Origin of the sequence: Mycobacteroides sp. CBMA 271 (assembly GCF_009729205.1) — a bacterium.
GTDB lineage: Bacteria > Actinomycetota > Actinomycetes > Mycobacteriales > Mycobacteriaceae > Mycobacterium.
On the sequence record NZ_VTHB01000006.1, the window covers coordinates 348,293 to 369,640 of the forward strand.

The following is a 21,348-nucleotide window of genomic DNA, read 5'->3' on the forward strand; positions in this document are numbered from 1 at the left end:
GAGCTATAGGTGCGCTGAGATGCGTTATCTCTTTACCCATCTCGGCGATGCCTGGGAACTGTCGCTCATCCACATGCGGCTGTCGTTGGTCCCGATCCTCATTGGTTTGGCCATCGCGATTCCGGGTGGCGCGCTGATCCACCGGCATCGGACGGTGCGGCGCGTGACTACGGTGATCGCCAGCATCGTGTTCACCGTCCCCTCGCTGGCGTTGTTCGTGGCATTGCCGCTGATCATCCCCACCCGGATTCTCGACGAGGCCAACGTGATGGTGGCGCTGACGCTCTACACCACGGCGCTGCTCATCCGTGCGGTACCCGAGGCGCTCGACGCGATAGCCCCGCAGGTGCTGGATGCGGCCACCGCGGTGGGGTACCGCCCGCTGGCGCGTCTCATCCGAGTTGAACTGCCCCTGTCTGTGCCAGTGTTGGTGGCAGGTTTGAGAGTCGTAGCGGTCACTAATATTTCGATGGTGTCGGTGGGTTCCGTCATCGGCATCGGTGGTCTGGGTACTTGGTTCACCGAGGGCTACCAGGCCAACAAGAGCAGCCAGATTGTTGCCGGAATCGTGGCCATCTTCCTGTTGGCTGTCGTGGTGGACACCCTGCTGGTGCTGCTCGGCCGCGCCGCGACACCGTGGGCCAGAGCAACGAAAGCCATTGGTGTGTCATGAATTTTCTCTCCGATGCGCTCGGCTACATCTTCACCGCAGCCAACTGGACGGGCAGTAGTGGTCTGGGCGCGCGGATTGGCGAGCATCTGCAGTACACGGCCATTGCGCTACTGGCCGCTGTGGTCATCGCGGTGCCGATCGGCCTCGTTATTGGTCACACCGGTCGCGGAACCTTCCTGGTGGTCAGCGCGGTGAACGCGCTTCGGGCGCTGCCGACACTCGGTGTGCTGCTGTTAGGCGTGCTGCTCTGGGGTTTGGGCCTGATCCCGCCGACGGTCGCGTTGCTGCTGTTGGGGGTGCCGCCGCTGCTGGCAGGGACGTACTCCGGCATCGCGAACGTCGACCGTACGGTCGTGGAGGCGGCGCGTGCCATGGGGATGACCGAACGTCAGGTGCTGCTGCGCGTCGAGGTGCCTAATGCGTTGCCGCTCATCCTGTCCGGGCTGCGCACGGCGACCCTGCAGATCGTTGCGACCGCGACCGTCGCCGCTTACGCGAGTCTCGGCGGGCTTGGGCGTTACCTCATCGACGGCATCAAGGTCCGAGAGTTCCACCTGGCGCTGGTCGGCGCCATCATGGTGACCGCGCTGGCTCTGCTGCTTGACGCGATACTCGCCTTCGCGGTGTGGCTTTCGGCACCGGGTACCGGACGGCTGCGACCGCCACCGGGCGATGTTGTCGACCACTCAGGGGCGGGGGACTCCGGCGTAGAGCGGCAGGTCAAACCAGGCCGGCACGCTGCGGCACAGACCTAGCGGCCCACGCAGCGAGACCTCGCCGGATCGCAGCACGTCCGGCCACTCGGCGTCGCCGCGCCACACCCGGGTCAGGCTCCGCAGCTGAGCGGTGACGTCCACATTCACGTCGAAGCCGGGGTCGGCGTCGCACAGATCGACGGCCTCGGGGGTGACGATGAGCCACCAATGCCGCTTATCGGCCGCCACGTCCCCGAAATGGAAGTGCAGCACGGTGCGGCCTTCCGGTACGGCGCTGCCGATCACGTGGCGTCGCATGTCCCATAACAGCAGTTTGGGGTCCAGATCCTCGTCCCCGATCTCGCCGATCCACCGGATGCCCCACTGACTCAACATTTCGACGACCGGCTGTAGCTCGCGGCCCGCGTCGGTTGGGAGATAGCGGTTCTCATGACGCTCGGCGATCCCGGCGCGCACCAGCCGGTCCAGTCGTTTGGACAGCAGCGTCGGCGACATCCGTGGCACCCCACGCCTGATGTCGTTGAAATGCTCACTGCCAAGCAGTAATTCGCGCACAATCAGCAGCGTCCAGCGTTCGTCGAGTAGCTCCATCGCCTTGGCGACGGGACAGAATTGGTAGTACGACGCGCCCATGAATGAACGGTAGGCCGCGCACGGCGCGGTGACCAGTCCCGGTACAGATCTTGTACTAGCCCGCGACGGCACGGTTCCCTAGCGTGTACACATGAACACTGATACAGCCCACAAGGTTTCGCTCTGGGCGCTGGGCGACTATCCGGCGGTGGCGTCCGAGGTGATTGCGCCGCTGGGCCCGATCCTCGTTACGGAGGCCGGGATAGGCCCCGGAGTTCGGGTGTTAGACGTTGCGGCCGGGTCGGGGAATGTGGCCATCCCCGCGGCGCGTACCGGCGCCACCGTGATCGCCTCCGATCTGACTCCCGAGCTGCTGGACGCGGGCCGGGCAACCGCGGTGCGTGCAGACGTGGCCGTCGACTGGCAGGTGGCCGACGCGCAAGCGCTTCCATTCGGCGACAGCGGCTTCGATGTCGTGGTGTCCTGCGTCGGCGTGATGTTCGCCCCACGTCATCAGGACAGTGCCAACGAACTGATCAGGGTCTGCCGGCCGGGCGGCACGATCGGCCTCATCAACTGGACACCGCAGGGATTCATCGGCCAGATGTTCGCGACCATGAAGCCGTTCGCGGCGGCGCCGCTGCCCGGCGCACAGCCGCCGCCATTGTGGGGTGACGCCGACCATGTGCGGGCACTACTGGCGGATCGGACCATCGAAGTCAGCGCGGAGCGGCGGACCCTGACGGTCGACCGATTCGCCACCGCCGAGGAGTTCCGAGACTTCTTCAAGGCCTGTTACGGGCCGACCATCGCCGTCTACACGCGGATCGCGGACGACCCGGACCGCACCGCCGAACTCGACGGTGCACTCGTGGACCTAGCGCGACGGCACGATCGCGGTGACGGTCGGCTGCTGATGGACTGGGAGTACCTGCTGTACGTCGCACGCACACGGGGGTGATCCGGGCGGTACGGGCTCAATTTGCGCGGTCGCCTACGGTAGACGGGTGAATAACCCCAGCCCGACGGCCACCGCGACTGGGCCCGTCGTGCTGACCTGGCGCGCCCACGACTCGTCGCGCATGGAATCCACCCGGGTCCAACTGTCGGGCCGGCGCATCCGTGCACACGGTCGCTTCGTGGCGGGCGCATCCGATGCGCATCCCGCGTTCAGCGCCTCCTATGACTTGGTGACCGACGAGACCGGCTCCACCAATCGATTGTCCCTGTCCACCACGGTCGCCGAGCGGGAGCGGCAGCTGTCGATCGCCCGCGACGAGGAGGGCATGTGGACGGTGCAGAACCATGAGGGTGCGACCCGCTCCGCGTTTGACGGGGCACTGGACGTCGATGTGGTGTTCAGCCCGTTCTTCAACGCGCTGCCGATCCGGCGGACCGGCCTCTACCAGCAGGAAGGCAGCGCGGTGCTGCCGGTTGTTTACGTAACCCTGCCGGATCTGGTGGTCAGTCCCGCCACCATCAGCTATCGCAATGTCGGTAAGGGCATCAAGGTGGTCTCCCCGGTCGCCGACACCACCGTCACCGTCGACGACGAGGGTTTCCTGCTGGAATACCCCGGGCTCGCCGTCCGGATCTAAGGCACTTTTCGTAGCACGCCGCCCGCGCGACCCGCCTCGGCGAGCTGTTCGCGCCAATCCGCGTCTTCGCGGCTGATGCCGGTGATGTCGAAGCGTTCGTGGGCCTCGTACCGTCCTCGCGCCGCATGACCGGCTTCCACCAGCAGCTCTACCGAGCCTTCCGTGTTCAAGGTGTTCCAGGTGGCCGCCAGCAGTGTCATGGCCTCTTCGAGGGCGGGCAGTACGCCGTGCGGGTTCGATTCGCACATGGCGCGCACCAGCGACGGATCGGTGGCGGCGACGCGAGTGCCGTCCCGGAACGATCCGGCGGCCAACGAGTACGCCAGCGGAATTCCGTCGGCGGTGACGGCGAGGGCCTCGGCGAGCAGGTGCGGCAGGTGTGAGATGGACGCCGCCGCGGCGTCGTGCTCATCCGAGCGTGCCGGGACAATCACCGATCCGCAGTCCAGGGCAAGCCGCGTCACCTGCGCGAACACCTGTGGATCTGCGTCGTCGTCGACGCTGACTACCCACGTCGCATCCCGGAAAAGCTGTGCGTTCCCGGCGCCCCAGCCCGATTCCGTCGTCCCGGCCATGGGGTGTCCGCCGACGAATCGCCCCGCCAGACCATGCTGGGAGACCTCTTGCAGAACAGCGGATTTCACACTGGTGACATCGGTGAGAGGGCATTCGGGGGCCACCTCCGCGATGCGCGAGAGGAGCGCGGGCAGGGCGGGTACTGGGACCGCGAGCACGATGAGCGCGTGCGCATTGCGGGCTCGGCGCAGTGCCAGATCCAGGTCTGCGGTGACATCGAATCCCGCGGCGCGGGCGGCTTCGACGCCCTCGGGGGAACGGTTGTAGCCCCACACATGTCTGCCCGCGGCAGTGGCCGCCCGGACCAGGGAGCCACCGATGAGCCCGAGGCCAAGTACGCAGATCGGGGGGCGTTGGTGGTCGTGTTCGGCGGCGTTCACCCCATCAGGTTGGCATACGTGACCAACGGGGTGGGCGATGAGCCGCCTGCGCGAAGAGCGTTGGATGTGGTCACAACACGGGGTGGGGCATTACCGTATTGGCTTATGGACGCACAACGTGCCAAGGCCGCAGGGCCCAGTGCTGAAAGCCTGGAGGGTTTCGGTGTAGCCGTCGTGCGTGAAGAAGGCCGCTGGCGGGTGACCTCCCTGAACGCCTCGGCGCTCACCGACTTGGCCGCTGCGGAAACCGAGCTGCGTGAATTGCGTAGTGCCGGTGCGGTGTTTGGTCTGATTGATGTGGACGAGGAATTTTTCATCATCATTCGTCCGGCGCCCTCGGGAACGCATCTGCTGCTCTCTGACGCCACAGCGGCCGTCGACTACGACATTGCCGCCGAGGTGCTCGAGCGGCTGAATGTTCCTGTCCCGGACCTTGATTCCGATGAGCTCGACGAGGTTGATCCGTGGGAGGAAGGCGATCTGGGCCTGCTCTCCGATATCGGCCTGCCCGAACCGGTGCTCGGCGTGATCCTCAGCGAGACCGATCTTTACCCGGATGAGCAGCTCGGCATGATTGCCGCCCGGATGGGGTTTGCCGACGAGTTCGGTGCGGTGCTCGACAAGCTGGATCGGTGACGTTCCCACAAGACGAGGCGCTGATCCGCGCAGCACTGCTTGCGGCCGGCGAGGCCGGCGCCGACGACGTGCCGATCGGTGCGGTGATCTATGCCGCCGACGGAACTGAACTTGCCCGAGCCGCAAATGCCCGTGAACGCCTTGGTGATCCGACGGCACACGCGGAGGTTTTGGCGTTGCGCGAGGCCGCGGCGAAACACGGTGACGGCTGGCGGCTGGAGGGCGCGACGCTGGCGGTGACGGTCGAGCCGTGCACCATGTGCGCCGGCGCGTTGGTGCTCGCTCGGGTCAGCCGGGTGGTGTTCGGGGCGTGGGAACCGAAAACCGGCGCGGTCGGATCGCTGTGGGATGTGGTGCGGGATCGTCGCCAGACACACCGCCCGGAGGTGCGGGGCGGTGTGCTGGCCGACGAGTGTGCCGCGCTGCTGGAGGAGTTCTTCGCCGCGAGGCGATAAGTGGCCCGCCCGACGCGGGTGGGGGTCGGGGTCGCGCGCCGGGCGGGCCGGTTCGGGGAGTTTTACCGGTGGCCGTTGTTCCAGTCGTTGCCGCGGTCAGGTCCGCGATCGGGTCCGCGGTCCCGGTTGTCACCCGGGCCGTTGTCGCGCCCGCGGCCGTCGTCGCCACGCCAGTCGCCGGGGCGGTCGCGGTCGAGGATTCCGTCGGCGTGGCATTCACCCCAGTTCATGTTGAAACCCCAGATCGGGTTCCAGAACTCGCCGGGGCACCAGTGGTAGGTGGGAGCCGGAAGCTCCGGGGCGCGGGCGGCATTGGCGCTAGCGGCGAGGCCGAGCCCGCCGGCCGCGATGGCGGCAGATGCGGCGATTCCGAGAAGAATTTTCATCCCTCAAGCAAACCATCCTTTGTGTATAAAGTCGCTTGGCATGAGCGTAGAGAATCCTTGAAAGTGACTGTCAGTCAACCATAGTGGTGTATTGAAGGTCCAGCGATTCAGTGCGGAATGGTCGCAGAAAGCAAAGAGGCGTATCGCCCGAGAGATCCTCGGGCGATACGCCACGTATCGCTGGTTGGTGCTAGCGACGCCAATCGTTCCCGCGGTCATCGCGATGGTCGCCACGGTCGTCACGACGATCATCGCGGCGGTCGTCACGACGGTCATCGCGATGACCCCACCTGTCTCGGCCGTCGTCGGCGCGCCAGTCACCGGGGCGGTCGCGGTCGAAGATCCCGTCGGCGTGGCATTCACCCCAACTCATGTTGAAACCCCAGATCGGGTTCCAGAACTCGCCGGGGCACCAGTGATACATGGGCGCCGGCAGCTCCGGCGCTGGGGCCGCGTTCGCCGTGGCGGCGAGGCCCAGTCCACCGGCGGCGATGGCCGCGGACGCTGCGATACCTACAAGTAACTTCATTGTCAGGGTCTCCAATCTCGATCGTGGTCGTGTCAATTTCTGTCGCGGTCGCGATGCCAGTCGTCGTGGCGGGCGCCGTGACTGCTGCGGCTACTGCGATGCCAACAAGAACTTCACAAGCAAGATCGAAAGCCACGGAGCTGGGAATCGAGCGCCGTATTTCGTACAAGAGGCTGGGAATCAGCTGCCAGCCATGCGGATGCATGCATGTGAGCGACCGGTTGCTAACAACCGAGTGACCTGCGCCGATAAGTAGGGCCCGCATGCCCGATGGACACGATTCGGGGTATCGGTCCGGTGGCCTGTAGTCTTCTCGACGGTGGCGTGTCCGAGCGGCCTAAGGAGCACGCCTCGAAAGCGTGTGACGGGTAACCCCCGTCCGAGGGTTCAAATCCCTCCGCCACCGCCATTTTTTTCGCCGGGATTCCGGTAGGGGTCCGTCAACCTCTCTTCGAGCAGGTGCAGGGATCGCGCCGTGCTTTCGGTCACGATGTGCAGCAGCACCATCTCAGAGCGATCGCCGACATCGACTCCGTCCAGACACGTCACGAAGTCGGTGTTGCCCTCGTGCGTGGCGGTGAGACTGTGGCTGATGGTCCAGCGGGCGGGATCCCCGGAGCGGACGGCGCCCACAAACTCCACGGCCAGCAGCTCGCCCGGATCGGCCGCGACGACTGTGCAATCGCCGGTGCCGAGCAGTCGGGTGCCCATGATGGCCGGATGGGTGATTCGGTACTCGCAACCGACCTCGGGCCGGAACCCGTTGGTCTGCAAGGACCACAGATCGGGATCGATCATCGCCTGCCACACCCGGACGGGTGGGTGGGCGAATGTCCGCTCAAACAAGATCATTCCGGCGCTCTCACCCGAGCAGCCTAGGACCTGATCAGACCGGGTGCATGCCAAAGCTCAGCGCGATCTGCAACCCCACCACGACCACCATGCATCCCAGGCAAATCAGGTGATCGCGGTAGATACTCCGGGCGAGACGACTCTGTACCTCCGCGGCATCGGCGTTCTGCGCCAACCGTCGCGCGTTTCGGAACGTCCGGCCCAGCGCGACCCCCATGGCCGTCAGCACTGCGGCCAACGACAACCAGCAGGGCCAGGCAACGAGCCGGGCCTGTACGACTTCCGAGACGATCACCCCAACGGTCAGGAGCATCACGAGGCTCACCAGCACACCCATCGGTGACGCGTCGGTGGTCACCCGACGGTAGTAGGCGCGGATGGACGCGAGCACCGGGTTCGGCAGGGCGGGCGCACGATGACCGCGCACCTGAACGTCGAACATCAGGTCAAACCACAGCACCGCGAGGAGAAATCCGCCCCCGGCCGCGGCGATGGCGGGCACCCGATGTCAGTCGCGACGCAGCGTGAAGAAGTACGGCTGCTCCATATCGCGAAGATCCATGATGCCCAGCAGCGTGGCGTCGTCGACCTTCCGGAAGTGGTCGATGATCGCCTTGTGGTCATAGACCATGGCCGCACTCACGACGCCGCGGTACTCGATATTGCGCAGTCGCGCCCGGTGCTTGTTGGTCTTGATCAGTGGCTTCAAAGCGGTCAACGCGGTCGGGGACGTGCGCTTGACCATCGGAGACTCGGTCAGCCCGCTGATCCGCCCCGCCAAACCCATCGGCGCCAGCATCGGATCCACCGCGAAGATATCGCCCCCACCATCGCTGAACAGCAGCGGATGCACATGGTTCAGGTCGTCGAACTGCTTGCCGTACCAGCCCGAGACGGTCAGGATCCCGTCCATCGAATGCCCGGTCGGCACCTCGCCCCCATGCCATCGTTGGCCAACCAGATCCTCGGCCCGCACCGGGTCCAGGTTGTCGAAAAAGGCCAGTGCTTCCTGGGTGGTGGTGCCGTGCTCCAGCGCGAGAAGATCCGACGTCGATGTCATGAGCTCAGCCTACGACTGCGATGAGCCGCTTGCGCGAAGAGCCAAGGTCTGGGTCCGCGACGCGCCCAGGCAAAATAGCCCCTGATGAATGACCAGTACTTCACCATCGATGCCACCCTGCCCGGAACCGCGGGCCGGGCCGGAGTCATCCACACCCCGCACGGCGATATCCAGACCCCGGCCTTCATCGCCGTCGGAACCAAGGCCACCGTGAAGGCGGTCCTGCCGGAAACCATGGCCGCCCTGGGCGCCCAGGCGGTCCTCGCCAACGCCTACCACCTGTATCTGCAGCCCGGCCCCGACATTGTCGACGAGGCGGGGGGACTGGGTGCCTTCATGAACTGGCCCGGCCCGACGTTCACCGACAGTGGCGGGTTCCAGGTGCTCTCCCTCGGCTCGGGAGCCCGCAAGGTGATGGCGATGGAGGTCGACCGCGCCCGCGCCGATGATCATGTGATCGCTGGTAAGGACAAGCTCGCGCACGTCGACGACGAGGGCGTCACCTTCACCTCTCACCTGGACGGCTCGACGCACCGGTTCACTCCCGAGGTGTCCATGCAGATCCAGCATCAGCTGGGCGCCGACATCATGTTTGCCTTTGATGAGCTCACTACCCTAATCAATACCCGTGAGTATCAAGAGAACTCGGTGCAGCGCACCCATGAGTGGGCGCAGCGCTGCCTGGACGAGCACGAGAAACTGACTCGTGAGCGTGCCGACAAGCCGTATCAGGCATTGTTCGGGGTGGTGCAGGGCGCGCAGTACGAGGATCTGCGCCGCCAGGCCGCGCGTGGCCTGGAATCCCTTGCCGGCGAAGAGGGCCGGGGTTTTGACGGATACGGGATCGGTGGTGCGCTGGAGAAGCAGAATCTCGGAACCATCGTCGGCTGGGTGACATCCGAACTGCCCGAACACAAACCGCGCCACCTGCTCGGGATCAGCGAGCCCGACGACCTGTTCGCCGCGGTGGCGGCGGGAGCCGACACCTTCGACTGTGTCTCGCCGTCACGGGTCGCGCGCAACGCCGCCGTCTATACCCGCGACGGCCGGGTAAACATCACCGGTGCCAAGTACCGCCGGGACTTCACTCCCATAGACGCCGCGTGCGACTGCTATACCTGCACGCACTACACCCGGGCCTATCTGCACCACCTGTTCAAGGCCAAGGAGATCCTGGCATCCACCTTGGCCACCATTCACAACGAACGATTCACCATCGGGCTGGTGGACCGCATCCGCGCCAGCATCATCGACGGCACCTTCGAGGAGCTGCGAGCGGACACCCTGGGCCGCTACTACGGCTGATCACGAATTCAGGCGCATCTCAGCATCCGCGCGCACACTGGACACATGCCTACTACGACCGACCCGGGCGACCTGCTGCAACAGGTGCTCGATCCGGCGAATCGCGCGAATCCGTATCCCGTGTACCGACAGCTGTGCGAACAGACCCAGGACGGACCGGCGCACCCACCCCTGCCCGCGGTGAGCGTGCTGGCCACCTTCGCGGACTGCAATGCCATGCTGCGCCACCCGCAGGCCTCCTCGGATCGCCGGAAGTCGACCATCGTGCAGCAGCAGCTCGCCAAGTACCCGAACCTGGCGCTGGGCACGCCTTCGTTCCTCGGCCTGGACGCTCCCGATCACACCCGGCTACGCAAGCTGGCATCAAAGGCATTCGCGCCCAAGATCATCAACGCCATGGCCGCCGATGTTCAGTACCTTGTCGACGAGCTTCTGGATGATATCGACCGGCGCGGCAGCTTCAACCTGGTGTCGGATTTCGCGTACCCGCTACCGGTGGCGGTGATCTGCCGGATGCTGGGCGTGCCGCTGCAGGACGAGCCCGAATTCAGCCGCGCCTCGGCGCTTCTCGGACAGTCGCTAGACCCTGTGTTCGCACTCACCGGGCGTGCCGCCGAAAACATGGACGAACGCATCAAGGCAAGCCACTGGATGTGGGACTACTTCATCGACCTGATCGCCGCCCGCCGACGGAATCTCGGTGACGACCTGCTGTCCGCCCTGATCCAGGTGGAGGAGGCCGGTGATCAGCTCACCGAAGAGGAGATCATCTCCACCTGCACCCTGCTGCTCATTGCCGGTCACGAGACCACCGTCAACCTGATCGCCAATGCCTCGCTGGCCATGTTGCGCGACCCCCGGCAGTGGAAACTGCTGGGACGCAACGCCGATCGAGTCGCACTGGTAGTCGAAGAGACGCTGCGCTACGACCCGCCCGTGCACATGGTGGCCCGGGTAGCCGACGGTGACATGGATGTTCGCGACTTCACGTTTCCCAGCGGTGAGTGGGTGCTGTTGATGCTCGCCGCCGCACAACGAGATCCGGAGATCGGCCCGGACCTGGACGTGTTCGACCCCGATCGCGCCGAGATCAAGCATCTGGCCTTCGGCCACGGACCACACTTCTGTTTAGGCGCGCCGCTCGCGCGACTGGAGGCCAAGCTGGCGTTGAGCTCGATCACGGCGCGGTTCCCCGACGCGCGCCTGATCGGTGAACCCACCTACAAGCCGAACGTCACCCTGCGTGGTCTGGTCGACCTCCCGGTTGCCATCCGTTAGGCGCCGAGTATGAACCGCAGCGCTCGGAGAAGTCCTACTGCGCGACGGACCTTTCCAGACGCTGCTCAAGGCGGTCTTGGGCCACCGACATCGCCATGCAGACAATCCAGTAGTAGACCCCGGCCGTGGCATACAGCGTGAAGAACTGAAAGGTGGGCGCGGCCGCGACCTGCGCCGTGCGCATCACGTCGGTCACCAGGATCGCGGAGGCCAGCGAGGTGTCCTTCACCAGCGAGATCAACGTGTTGGACAAGGGTGGCACCGCGATTCGGCTGGCCTGCGGAATGACGATGCGCCACAACGTGGTGCCATAGCTCATACCCAGGCTTGACGCGGCTTCCCATTGTCCGCGAGGCACGCTCATGATCGAGGATCGAATGATCTCGGCGGCGTAGCCGCCCACGTTAAGACTGAACGCGATGACAGCAGCGGGGAACGGGCTGATCTTCACCCCGAACTCGGGCAGCGCGAAGAAGATCAGAAACAGCTGAAGGAGCAGCGGTGTGCCGCGGATGATCGAGATGTACACCCGCGCAAGGCCAGAGAGCGCCCGATGATCGGACATCCGGGCCAGCGCCACCCCGAGGGCGAGTACCAGCCCGATCACGAAACTGATGATGGTCAGCGGAATGGTGACCGTGAGCATGGCACGTGCCATGGGCCACAGATTGTCCAGGACCAGACGGCTGTCGGATCGGACCACTGCCGCTTGCGGTTTAGCGGTGCCGCTGGCATCTGCCTTGAGGTACTTCTGTGAGATCCGAGCCAAGGTGCCATCGGCCGACAACTGGTCCAATGCCTTGTTGAGCTCGGGTAGCAGACCGCTGTTCTTACGGGCGGCGAATCCCTGCTCGCTACGCACGCCGGTGCTCCCAACGATTTTTACCGCGGGGTCGCCGGTGCTGGCCAAGTAGGCGTAGACGGCGATGCTGTCGTTGACGACGACGTCCACCCGGCCCTGGCTGAGCAGCGTGATGGATTGCGTGAAACCCTCGACGGCCTCCACGCGTGCACCTGCGTCTCGGGCGATTTGTGACCAGTTGCTCGTTGCGTTCTCGGCGGCCACCTTGCCCCGAATATCGGCCAGGCTGTGAATGGTGTTGTCGTCTGCGCGGGTGACGATCACACCCTCACCCACCGCATAAGGCCGGGACAGGTCGTACTTGGCCTGCCGTTCCGGCGTGATCGTGACCTGATTGGCCACGACGTCAAACCGGTCGGCATCCAGTCCGGCGAAGATCGCGTCCCAGGGTATTTCGACGAATTCGATGGGGCGGCCTAGCTTCTCGCCGGCGGCGCGAGCCACGTCGATGTCGTAGCCAGTCAGCTTCCCGGTGCGCTCGTCATGAAAGCTGAACGGCGCGTACACACCTTCGGTGCCCACCCGCAGGGGTTCGCGAGCGTCCGAGCCGCAACCGGCTACCGCCACGAGAGCCAGAAGCGCGAGCGCCAGAGCACGAAACACCGCGGGAGGCTAACACGATTCGGGTGGCCAGCGCCCTGCTTCGGATCAGCCGGGGTGTATCCACGGCTCGCGGGGGATGTGCTCTGGATCGAACTGACGCAGTAGGTCGGCGGCGTCGGCGGCCTCGTACCCGAGGGATTGGCAGATCAACTTGAACGCGGTCACGGCACCGAGATCGGCAACGGTGACCGCCCCGTCACGTTTTGCCAGCCGTGCCCCCGCGGTGTTGAGTACCAGCGGGACATGGGCATACGTCGGCACCGGATAACCCAGCAGCTCCGCCAGGTAGGCCTGCCGGGGCGCGGAGGCCAGCAGGTCATCGCCGCGGACCACCTGATCGATACCCTGGGCATGGTCGTCGACCACCACCGCGACGTTATAAGCGGTCACACCGTCACCGCGGCGCACCACGAAATCGTCGACCACGCCGGTGTATTCACCGTGCAACACGTCCCGCACCGTGAAGGGTGAGTTCTCGGTGCACAGCCGCAGCGCGGGCGGGCGTTCAGAGCGGGCCTGCGTACGCTCAGACCCTGAGAGATCGCGACACGTTCCCGGGTATGCGCCGGGCGGGGAGTGTGGCGCCGTCGGCGCTTGGGCGATATCTTTTCTGCTGCAATAGCATTCGTACAACAATCCGCGGGAATCCAACAACGAGATCACGTTGTCGTAGACAGCGGTCCGAGTTGACTGCCACACCACGGGTCCGTCCCATTCCAACCCGATCGCGGCGAGGTCGGCCAGTTGACGCTGCGCCAACGCGGCGCTGGTTCGGGTATCCAGATCCTCGACCCGCATCAAGAACTCTCGCCCGGTCGAGCGTGCCAGCAGCCATGCCAACAAGCCCGTCCGTAGATTCCCTACGTGCAGGTCGCCCGACGGACTCGGCGCAAATCGCCCCGCACCCGTCACACCAGGCCCGGGATAATCTCGTTGAGACTGAACGCGATTGGCCGTTCCAGTTGTTCGTAGGTGCATGAATGAGGCTCGCGGTCCGGGCGCCACCGGTTGAACTGCGCCGTGTGTCGGAATCGCGCGCCCTCCATATGGTCGTAGCGCACTTCCACGACCCGTTCGGGGCGCAGCGCTACGAAAGATAAGTCCTTGCCGGCATTCCAGCGAGAGCCTTGGTTCTTCTGGGGGGTACGTTCACCGGCCTCGTGCGCAGCCCAGTTCCACGGGTGATCCTCAAGAGAGGTGACGAGCGGTTGAAGTTCCTGGAACAGGCGTTTACGCTCGGCCATGGGGAACGCGCCGATCACACCGACCGAGGCCAGTGCGCCGTCATCTTGGTAGAGGCCGAGCAGTAGTGAGCCGATGGCATCGTCACCGGACTTGTGGACCCGATATCCGGCGACCACACAATCGGCCGTTCGCTCGGGTTTGATCTTGAACATCACGCGCTTGTCGGGCTGGTACGCGAGCGCCAACGGCTTTGCGATGAGCCCGTCGGTACCGGCGCCCTCGAACTCCTCGAACCAGCGTTGCGCGAGGGTCTGGTCGGTGGTGGCGGGCGTCAGATGGACTGACGTGCCGGCACCGGACAACGCCTCGGTCAGGGCGGTGCGCCGGTCGCTGAATGGCCGTCCGGTGTAGTCCTCGTCGTCCAGGGCCAGCAGGTCGAAGGCGATGAACGAGGCGGGTGTCTGCTCGGCCAGCAGGCGCACCCGTGAATCGGCAGGGTGGATCCGCTGTTGTAGTGCCTCAAAATCGAGCCCCGTCTCGGTGGCGATCACGATCTCTCCGTCAACCACGCATCGTTCGGGGAGCTCGGCGAGGAGGGCCGTCACCAGCTCGGGGAAGTATCGGGTCAGCGGTTTCTCGTTGCGGCTGCCCAGTTCCACCTCGTCTCCGTCGCGAAAGACGATCGATCTGAACCCATCCCACTTGGGCTCGTATGACGCCTCGGCAGGGATCTTGGTGACAGGTTTTGCGAGCATCGGTGACACAGGAGGCATGACGGGCAGGTCCATTCCCATATGATGACGGTAATGCCCACACCTGCAGAGGAACTGGATGTCGACGGTATCGCCGTCCGACTGAGCAACCCTGACAAGGTCTACTTTCCACAGCTTGGTGCCGAGGGTGGCACCAAGCGCCATCTCGCCGAGTACTACCGCACCGTCGCGGCAGGTCCGATGATGAGCGCGCTGCGTGACCGCCCCACGCATCTACAACGCTTCCCCGACGGCATCGATGGCGAGGAGATCTACCAAAAGCGGCTGCCCAAGCACTATCCGGACTACCTGGACACCTGCGAGGTGACCTTTCCGTCGGGTCGCACGGCGGAGGTGCTGCGGGTGACAAAGCCCGCCGCGATCGTGTGGGCCGCGCAGATGGGCACCGTGACCTTGCATCCATGGCAGGTGCGGCATCCGGACCTGGATCATCCCGACGAGCTGCGCATCGACCTGGACCCGCAGCCGGGCACCGGATTCGACGAGGCCAAGTCGGTGGCGCTCGATGTGTTGCGCCCGGTGCTGGACGAGCTCGGATTCGTCGCCTACCCAAAGACCTCCGGAGGGCGCGGTATCCATATCTACCTGCGCATCGAAACCCGCTGGGACTTCACAGAAGTACGCAGGGCGGGCATCGCGCTGGCCCGCGAGGTGGAACGTCGCGCGCCCCAGCAGGTGACCACATCGTGGTGGAAAGAAGAACGCGGAGAACGCATCTTCATCGACTTCAACCAGAACGCGCGCGATCGCACCATGGCCGCGGCCTATTCGGTGCGGCGCACGCCCATCGCCACGGTGTCCACGCCGCTGACGTGGGATGAACTGGTTGACGCCGAACCGGACGACTTCACCATCGCCACCGTGCCCGAGCTGCTGAAGAAACGTCCGGATCCCATGGCGGAGATGGACGAGGCGTCTCAGTCGATCGAACCGCTGCTTGAGATGGTAGAGCGGGACGAGGCGAACGGACTGGGCGATATGCCCTATCCGCCGAACTACCCGAAGATGCCGGGAGAACCGAAACGCGTTCAGCCATCCCGGGATACCGATAGGAAGCAGTAGTTTGCCGCCGCCGTCTACCCGTTGTTGCCGGTACCGTGCAGGAATGAAACGTTGGGCGGCGACCTGCGTCGTCACGCTGCTCGCGGTCGCTGGCTGTTCGTCATGGGACAAAGCAGATTCCACCCCTGCGTCCTACCTGCCGCAAAAGACCGGCGCGTCGCCGATCCGCTACGACTCAGGGCCGCTGGAGCAGCGTTTCCCGAAGCTACCGAAACCGGTGACCGGCGAATGGGTCCAGGGATTCTTCGGCGACGAGCCGCTCCCGGGCCCGAACACCACGTATTGGGTTGACGCGATCATCGAAATGCCGCCGCAGCAGCTGGCCGCGTACGTGGCGCCTTTCCGCTCCAGCATGGTGCTCGCGACCAGACCCCGGCTGTGGAAGACGCTCGATACCGGGGTGTCATCGACGGCTCAGTTCGAACGCAGCGATGAGCTTGACCGGATGCTGTCCACCAATACGGCGAAGGGTGGGTGGGAGGTTAAGGCTTTCGCGCCCAAGGACGGTGCGGTGCTCGTCCTGAGTACGCAGGGTAAGGACCCGGCCTAGGACTTGCGGGTGCGACGGTTTCGTAGACCGCGCGCCGGCTCCTCGGCTGTGCTTTCGCCCGCCTGTGCGTCCGCGGTGTCCACCGCGGTCTCGTCGGCAGGCTGCTCGGTGTCCGTCTCGTCGGATTCCTCGGACTCCGGCTCCTCGGCAGGGGTCTCGGCGGTTTCCGTGACGGTCTCGACGGGCTTCTTCTTGACCGGGCGGGGCGTGCGTTCCTTTTCGGGGAGCTCGGCCACGAACGCCAGGTGGTAGGCCGCGAAGGCCAGGAGTCCGATCGCCGCGGCGGCGCCGTACACGCCGAACTCCCAGATGCCGAACCGGTCCAGGTCCAGCCAGATCTCGGCGATCGCCGTCGCGATGATCAGCGCACCGGCCAGGAAATGGCCGCTGAACGATGCCGCACGCAGGGTGAGCGCCAGCTGCGGTGTCGCGAACTCGGGCCGCCGGGTCCGCCGCCAGGAGGCGAGGGCCGGGATACCCGCGCTCGCCACCAGCACGCCGGTGAGGATCCGCAACCCGGTGCCCAGCGAGTGGCTGATGGTGCCGTCGAGCTCCGGCCAGCGTGGCAGTACGAAGAGGAAATAGAGCAGTCCCGCGATCAAGGAGAGAGCGGCATGGCTGCTGGTCGAAGCGATGGTCGCCGTTCGGCGTCCGGCAGCCATTGCCCTCCTTGATGCGGTCCAACGGGCAGCTCAAAGCCAACCCACAGTGGCGGAGGATAGGGGATTTGAACCCCTGAGGGCTATTAACCCAACCCGCGTTCCAGGCGAGCGCCATAGGCCACTAGGCGAATCCTCCGTCGGTCATGGTAGCCGACCGCCCTGGGTGCTCAACGCCACCGTCGCCGTGACCGGCCCCGATGCACGTCAGCGGTATGGGTAGGGCCCCGGTCCGGGGTACGGGGGAGGCCCTAGGTACGTCGGGGGTGCCTGGCGGCGGCGGGAGGCGGTCACGATGAGGACGACGAGTCCCGCCGCGGCCAGACACACACCGCCGAACGGGCCTGCGAAGATCGCGAACTTGGCGGCGGAACTGGCCCGCGGGCCGACGCCGTAGTACATGTCCGACGGCCCCGCGCAGCTGATCGTGTAGTTGCCATCTTCTGGTGCGGAGACCACGTAGAGGGCGCTCCACTGGTTGATGGACAGGCTGCCGTCGTAGCGGCTGACCGTGGCGTCACGGTTTTTGTCGTCGCGGGCGGTGCACCGGGTGTGGGCGTACACAGCCGAACTGGCCTTGGTGTCGGCGAGGTAGATGATCTTCGACGTCCCCGCCTCGAAAGGCGCTGTGACAGAGCCATCTCCGGAGAATTCGTCCGTGGGTCCCTGTAGGACGGACACCATCGCGGCGATGAACACGGTAATCCCGGCGATCACGCCGACCGCGATCAGTGCCGCACCGATGCCGTACCAGTAGCCGGGGAGGCGCCGCTTCGGTGCGGGCATAGTCATGCGGGGAGTTTACGCCACCTCTGCGGCGGTGGAATGGTTAGCTGCGTCGCCTCTGTTGCTGCGAACGTGGGAGCGCGATCACTGATTGACCGTCGCCTTGGCCGGTCCTCGCGCGCCGCGAGCCCGCGACGAGCACCGCGCCACCGATGAGGGCAGCCACGAGGACCGCCAGCAGTGGCCGAAAATCGAGGGCATGCGCCAGGTAGGGCGCCGAGCTGGCGCCAAGAAAGACGGTGAATCCGTACAGGGCGGTACCGGCGCCGCGTCGTGGAGCCGCCCGATCGCCGAACATGGTGACCATGGCCGTCGACGCCACGGCGATACCAGCGACGAAGATATTGCTGCCGATCACGATGACCGGAACCGAGCCGGCCCCGAGCGCTTCAATGGCCAAACCCGCCGCGGCCAGTACATACCCCACCAGTGCCCCGGTTTCGGTGCCGACCTTGCCCACCCACGACCCGACGAACGGCGCCACCAGCATTCCGGGAATGCCTGCCAGCCGAATGGTGGTCACCGTGGACTCCGGCAGTCGCAGCTCATCCGCCAGCTGACTCGCCAGGCCGGTGTACATCGCGACGAACGACAGCATCAACATGAACACGGCCGCCAGCGGCACCGCGATATCGCGACGGGTCAGCAGCCGGGCCTGTGCGGCGAAGCCGCTCACGATTCGGGCCGACGGCTCGCCGTTGCGCTCCTCGCGCATGACGGGAGCCAGCAGCGCGACATTGAGCGCGAGCCCCGCGGCACCGGCCCAGAACACCCACTGCCAGCCCCACGCATGGGTGATAACGGACGCCGTCACCTGCCCGAGCACACCGGCCATCAGATAGGCAGTAGAAACCGCGCCGATCGCGGTGGTCGCCGCCTGCCGGGGCAGCGCCTCTCCGAGGTGACTCAGCGCCGATGGCGAGAACGCCCCACCGGCGAAACCCTGTAGCACGCGCAGCAATCCGAAAAGCGCCGGTGTCGGGGCGAAGGGCACCAGCAGAGTCAAGACGGCCATAACCGATACCCCAGCGAGCAGCACACGTCGGCGACCGAAACGGTCGGTGACTGGCCCGAAGAGCAGGAAACCCGCGGCGTACCCGAACAGCGCCGCGGAGAGCGCCGGCGTCATGTTGTGACCGTCGTAAGACGCCGAGACGGCATCGTGGATCGGAATCCAGACGTACAGCTGCATGGTGACCTGGAGCGCGCACAACACCACCAGGGCCACCCTCACCATTGCTGCACTATCGGCGGGCCGCGAGCCCGGCAGCAAGCAACGGTCCGGTTGTCCGTCACGTCTTTCGCCGGATTCCCAGCGGTTCTTCAGAATGCGCGGGCCCTTCTTTCAGGAATCATGAGGATGATCGGAGCGTGCCACCGTCGGGGATATCGGTACTGGCAGAGCTGCCTGCCTACGCGCGCAACAACCCGCTCTACGCGGGGCCGTCGCTCATCCACGGCTGGCTTCCCGTGGTCATCCAGGTTGTGGCGGCCCTGGCCGTGGCCGCCGGCGTCTACCGTAGATCTCGGAGCTGGCTCCGGGTGTGGCTACCCGCCGCCGCACTCTGTGGGGTGGGCATGGGATCGCTGGTGTATTGGTACATCACCTCCCAGGGGATGGCGGACAACCCGCCACCGCTGCTGCTGTGGGTCTGGATAGGTTCTGCCGCGGCATCATTGGTGCTTCTCTTTGCCGGCTGGACGCAGGCTCGATGGGTGCGACGGGGTGCGACGGCGTTGGCCTTTCCGCTGTGTCTGCTTGCCGCTGCGACCGTCCTCAACCAGTGGATCGACTACTACGACACCGCGCGGTTGGCCTGGGCCGCGGTGACTGCCGGGCCGCTGACCGACGAGACCGACATGGTGACGGCACAGAGCCTGAAAGGTAAGGGCGCCACGCCAACCGGACACGTGGTCCCAATCCAGATCCCGTCGGATATCTCGGGATTCCATCACCGCACCGAATATGTGTATCTGCCGCCGGCATGGTCCGAGCAGACGACTCCAAAGCTCCCAGCAATTGTCATGATTTCCGGGGCATGGTCAACGCCCGCAGATTGGATACGCCAGGGCAATGCCGCCGAAGCCGTGGACCGCTTTGCGCAAGCCCACAACGGAGTCACGCCTGTCCTAGTGTTCGTGGACACGGGTGGTGCGTTCAACAATGACACCGAATGTGTGAATGGTCCACGCGGAAACGTCGCGGACCACGTCACCAAAGAGGTTGTTCCGTATGTTAATTCGGAGTTCGGGACGAGTCCTTACCCCGAGAACTGGGGTGTTGTCGGTTGGTCGATGGGTGGAACGTGCGCCGCTGACCTCACGATCACCCACCCCGAGCTCTTTCATGCCTTCGTCGATATGGCCGGGGACCTCACCCCCAATGCGGGTACCAAGGAGCAGAGTGTGGAACGGCTCTATGGCGGTGACGAACGGCAATGGGAGCTTTTCGACACACTGACCGCGATACACGCGCATCGCCGATACCAGGACGTCGCAGGATGGCTCGATGTTTCGACGAACGCGAAGATCAGGGCAGGGCAGGAACAGCTCACCGGCCCGATTGCGGCCGGCCGACTGTGTGACGCCGGAAGATCGGCATCCATCGACTGTGCGGTGGTCAAGCGCACCGGCAATCACGACTGGGCATACGCACAGGAGGCATTCACGCAGGCGTTTCCGTGGATCGTCGGAAGGCTGGGTACTCCGGGGATCGCAAGGACGCCGCTGCCTGACCTCGGGCACTGAATCGCAAGCATTAGCAACATAATCCGTCACGTTGTGAGGGCTCGCGGTATGCCGCAAGATGTGCGCATGCGCGCCGCATACATCGAGCAGCGGGGGCCCGCCGAGAACATTCGATACGGCACGCTCCCTGAACCCGTCACCGCCGCGGGTGAGGTGCTGGTCCAGGTCGACGCGGTGGCCGTGAATCCGGTCGACACCTTCGTGCGTTCGGGGTCGTACCCCACCGCGATCCCCCTGCCCTTTGTGGTTGGTCGTGATCTGGTGGGGACGGTCCATGAGGAGGCAGGGGGGTTTCTTCCCGGTGAGCGAGTGTGGTGCACCAGTCTGGGATATGACGGAAGGCAAGGCGCCACAGCGGAATTGGCGGCCGTTCCCGCGGAACGGTTGTATCGGCTGCCGACGGATGTAGACCCGGTGACCGCCGTGGCGGTGGCGCACCCCGCCTCCACCGCCTATTTGGCGACCTTCGACTACGGACAGACAAAAGCCGGTGACACGGTGCTGATCGTCGGCGCCGCCGGGAACGTGGGTTCGGCTGCGGTCGCCTTGGCGGTTCGATCGGGCGCGACGGTCGTCGCGGTGGCGGCAAGGCGGAGCCTGGAGCGGTGCCTGGAAATCGGCGCCCACGAAGCATACGACTACGCCTCCGATTGGGTGGCGCAGGTGAGTACGAAGCATCGCGACCACGTCGACGTCTACCTGGATACCTCGGGCGTCAACGATGTGGCTGCAGCGGTGGATCTGTTGGCGCCGCACGGCCGGATCGTGCTGCTGTCGGGGGACGGAACAGTGGATACACAGCGACCTGTGCCGCTCGGCCCGTTGTACCGCAAGAGCGGGTCCATTCGCGGGTTTGTCATGTCGAGGGCTTCCGCAGAACAGCTCGCCGATGCCGCCCAGCGCACGACCGGACTGCTTGCCGAGGGCGCACTGCTACCGAATGCCATTGATTTAATGCAGTTTTCGGAAACAGCACGGGCGCACAGACGGATCGAGACGGAGACCATGGGCGGCACCCGGCTGGTCCTGCTGCCCGCCTGACATCCCAGACTTGACGGACCCAAAAACCAACTTGACGGACCTTCTGCGGATCCATCGCTGGG

The 21,348-nt window shown here is 65.3% G+C and carries 25 protein-coding genes and 2 tRNA genes; 13 read left to right on the plus strand and 14 right to left on the minus strand.

Annotation, left to right across the window (positions count from 1 at the left end; genetic code table 11):
• The first annotated feature begins 19 nt into the window (after positions 1-19).
• Positions 20-673: an ABC transporter permease gene (locus FZI91_RS17845; protein ID WP_155940396.1), complete on the plus strand. Its 654-nt coding sequence runs from the start codon at positions 20-22 to the stop codon at positions 671-673.
• Entirely contained in the window at positions 670-1,428 is a 759-nt protein-coding gene (locus FZI91_RS17850) for an ABC transporter permease subunit (RefSeq protein WP_239001588.1), read from the plus strand. The genes FZI91_RS17845 and FZI91_RS17850 overlap by 4 nt, the downstream gene beginning before the upstream one ends.
• Here the strand turns inward: FZI91_RS17850 and FZI91_RS17855 are convergent.
• Positions 1,360-2,022 (minus strand): helix-turn-helix domain-containing protein, encoded by a 663-nt coding sequence (locus FZI91_RS17855; RefSeq protein ID WP_155940397.1) that lies wholly within the window; start codon positions 2,020-2,022, stop codon positions 1,360-1,362. The two genes, FZI91_RS17850 and FZI91_RS17855, sit on opposite strands and share 69 nt — an antisense overlap.
• Before the next feature lie 91 nt (positions 2,023-2,113).
• Between FZI91_RS17855 and FZI91_RS17860 the strand changes: the two genes are divergently transcribed.
• Positions 2,114-2,923: a class I SAM-dependent methyltransferase gene (locus tag FZI91_RS17860; RefSeq protein ID WP_155940398.1), complete on the plus strand. Its 810-nt coding sequence runs from the start codon at positions 2,114-2,116 to the stop codon at positions 2,921-2,923.
• Positions 2,924-3,011: 88 nt separating this feature from the next.
• On the plus strand, positions 3,012-3,560 hold the full coding sequence (locus FZI91_RS17865) for a putative glycolipid-binding domain-containing protein (RefSeq protein ID WP_162525424.1): 549 nt from the start codon (positions 3,012-3,014) through the stop codon (positions 3,558-3,560).
• Here the strand turns inward: FZI91_RS17865 and FZI91_RS17870 are convergent.
• The gene (locus FZI91_RS17870) at positions 3,557-4,516 is read right to left on the minus strand and encodes a prephenate dehydrogenase (protein ID WP_162525419.1); all 960 of its coding nucleotides are present in this window, start codon (positions 4,514-4,516) and stop codon (positions 3,557-3,559) included. The genes FZI91_RS17865 and FZI91_RS17870 overlap by 4 nt on opposite strands.
• 105 nt (positions 4,517-4,621) lie before the next feature.
• Here FZI91_RS17870 and FZI91_RS17875 point away from each other — a divergent pair, with 105 nt between their 5' ends.
• Positions 4,622-5,152, plus strand: coding sequence for a tRNA adenosine deaminase-associated protein (locus FZI91_RS17875; protein ID WP_155940399.1), 531 nt, complete (start codon positions 4,622-4,624; stop codon positions 5,150-5,152).
• Entirely contained in the window at positions 5,149-5,607 is a 459-nt protein-coding gene (locus FZI91_RS17880; RefSeq protein ID WP_162525420.1) for a nucleoside deaminase, read from the plus strand. The genes FZI91_RS17875 and FZI91_RS17880 overlap by 4 nt, the downstream gene beginning before the upstream one ends.
• Before the next feature lie 62 nt (positions 5,608-5,669).
• On the opposite strand, the gene FZI91_RS17885 is transcribed toward FZI91_RS17880, so the two are convergent.
• Positions 5,670-5,993, minus strand: a complete 324-nt coding sequence (locus FZI91_RS17885; protein WP_155940400.1) for a hypothetical protein — start codon at positions 5,991-5,993, stop codon at positions 5,670-5,672.
• Between the two features lie 190 nt (positions 5,994-6,183).
• Positions 6,184-6,522 carry a hypothetical protein gene (locus FZI91_RS17890; RefSeq protein WP_155940401.1) on the minus strand — a complete coding sequence of 113 codons (339 nt, stop codon included), beginning with the start codon at positions 6,520-6,522 and terminating at the stop codon, positions 6,184-6,186.
• Positions 6,523-6,840: 318 nt separating this feature from the next.
• Between FZI91_RS17890 and FZI91_RS17895 the strand changes: the two genes are divergently transcribed.
• Positions 6,841-6,931, plus strand: a tRNA-Ser gene (locus tag FZI91_RS17895).
• On the opposite strand, the gene FZI91_RS17900 is transcribed toward FZI91_RS17895, so the two are convergent.
• Genes FZI91_RS17900 through FZI91_RS17910 form a run of 3 tightly spaced genes read right to left on the minus strand, consistent with a single transcriptional unit; the run spans position 6,910 to position 8,434 of the window.
• Positions 6,910-7,374: an SRPBCC domain-containing protein gene (locus FZI91_RS17900; RefSeq protein WP_155940402.1), complete on the minus strand. Its 465-nt coding sequence runs from the start codon at positions 7,372-7,374 to the stop codon at positions 6,910-6,912. The two genes, FZI91_RS17895 and FZI91_RS17900, sit on opposite strands and share 22 nt — an antisense overlap.
• A 34-nt stretch (positions 7,375-7,408) precedes the next feature.
• Positions 7,409-7,876 (minus strand): hypothetical protein, encoded by a 468-nt coding sequence (locus FZI91_RS17905; protein ID WP_309224037.1) that lies wholly within the window; start codon positions 7,874-7,876, stop codon positions 7,409-7,411.
• Positions 7,877-7,882: 6 nt separating this feature from the next.
• Positions 7,883-8,434, minus strand: coding sequence for a DUF4334 domain-containing protein (locus FZI91_RS17910; protein WP_155940403.1), 552 nt, complete (start codon positions 8,432-8,434; stop codon positions 7,883-7,885).
• Between the two features lie 84 nt (positions 8,435-8,518).
• Between FZI91_RS17910 and tgt the strand changes: the two genes are divergently transcribed.
• Positions 8,519-9,739 carry a tRNA guanosine(34) transglycosylase Tgt gene (gene tgt / locus FZI91_RS17915; RefSeq protein ID WP_155940404.1) on the plus strand — a complete coding sequence of 407 codons (1,221 nt, stop codon included), beginning with the start codon at positions 8,519-8,521 and terminating at the stop codon, positions 9,737-9,739.
• A 45-nt stretch (positions 9,740-9,784) separates the two neighbouring features.
• Entirely contained in the window at positions 9,785-11,017 is a 1,233-nt protein-coding gene (locus FZI91_RS17920; RefSeq protein ID WP_155940405.1) for a cytochrome P450, read from the plus strand.
• 34 nt (positions 11,018-11,051) lie between these two features.
• Here FZI91_RS17920 and FZI91_RS17925 read toward each other — a convergent pair whose 3' ends face one another.
• The 3 genes from FZI91_RS17925 to FZI91_RS17935 are packed head-to-tail and all read right to left on the minus strand — an operon-like array spanning position 11,052 to position 14,455.
• Positions 11,052-12,482 (minus strand): ABC transporter substrate-binding protein/permease, encoded by a 1,431-nt coding sequence (locus tag FZI91_RS17925; protein WP_162525421.1) that lies wholly within the window; start codon positions 12,480-12,482, stop codon positions 11,052-11,054.
• Between the two features lie 45 nt (positions 12,483-12,527).
• Positions 12,528-13,394, minus strand: a complete 867-nt coding sequence (gene gluQRS, locus FZI91_RS17930; protein WP_162525422.1) for a tRNA glutamyl-Q(34) synthetase GluQRS — start codon at positions 13,392-13,394, stop codon at positions 12,528-12,530.
• Positions 13,391-14,455, minus strand: coding sequence for an ATP-dependent DNA ligase (locus FZI91_RS17935; RefSeq protein ID WP_155940505.1), 1,065 nt, complete (start codon positions 14,453-14,455; stop codon positions 13,391-13,393). The genes gluQRS and FZI91_RS17935 overlap by 4 nt, the downstream gene beginning before the upstream one ends.
• An 18-nt stretch (positions 14,456-14,473) precedes the next feature.
• On the opposite strand from FZI91_RS17935, the gene ligD reads away from it, so the two are divergent.
• Complete coding sequence (gene ligD / locus FZI91_RS17940) at positions 14,474-15,502, plus strand: non-homologous end-joining DNA ligase (RefSeq protein WP_155940407.1); 1,029 nt, start codon at positions 14,474-14,476, stop codon at positions 15,500-15,502.
• A gap of 43 nt (positions 15,503-15,545) precedes the next feature.
• Positions 15,546-16,052, plus strand: a complete 507-nt coding sequence (locus FZI91_RS17945) for a hypothetical protein (protein WP_155940408.1) — start codon at positions 15,546-15,548, stop codon at positions 16,050-16,052.
• Here FZI91_RS17945 and FZI91_RS17950 read toward each other — a convergent pair.
• From FZI91_RS17950 to FZI91_RS17965, 4 genes are all read right to left on the minus strand, one after another.
• Positions 16,049-16,714: a hypothetical protein gene (locus FZI91_RS17950; RefSeq protein ID WP_155940409.1), complete on the minus strand. Its 666-nt coding sequence runs from the start codon at positions 16,712-16,714 to the stop codon at positions 16,049-16,051. The genes FZI91_RS17945 and FZI91_RS17950 overlap by 4 nt on opposite strands.
• Before the next feature lie 47 nt (positions 16,715-16,761).
• Positions 16,762-16,850 (minus strand) — tRNA-Ser (locus tag FZI91_RS17955).
• Positions 16,851-16,918: 68 nt separating this feature from the next.
• On the minus strand, positions 16,919-17,503 hold the full coding sequence (locus tag FZI91_RS17960) for a hypothetical protein (protein ID WP_239001589.1): 585 nt from the start codon (positions 17,501-17,503) through the stop codon (positions 16,919-16,921).
• Positions 17,504-17,540: 37 nt separating this feature from the next.
• Positions 17,541-18,734 (minus strand): MFS transporter, encoded by a 1,194-nt coding sequence (locus FZI91_RS17965; protein ID WP_155940410.1) that lies wholly within the window; start codon positions 18,732-18,734, stop codon positions 17,541-17,543.
• Positions 18,735-18,868: 134 nt separating this feature from the next.
• Between FZI91_RS17965 and FZI91_RS17970 the strand changes: the two genes are divergently transcribed.
• On the plus strand, positions 18,869-20,245 hold the full coding sequence (locus FZI91_RS17970) for an alpha/beta hydrolase-fold protein (RefSeq protein WP_309224038.1): 1,377 nt from the start codon (positions 18,869-18,871) through the stop codon (positions 20,243-20,245).
• A gap of 66 nt (positions 20,246-20,311) precedes the next feature.
• Positions 20,312-21,286 carry an NADPH:quinone reductase gene (locus FZI91_RS17975; RefSeq protein ID WP_155940411.1) on the plus strand — a complete coding sequence of 325 codons (975 nt, stop codon included), beginning with the start codon at positions 20,312-20,314 and terminating at the stop codon, positions 21,284-21,286.
• Positions 21,287-21,348 lie beyond the last annotated feature (62 nt).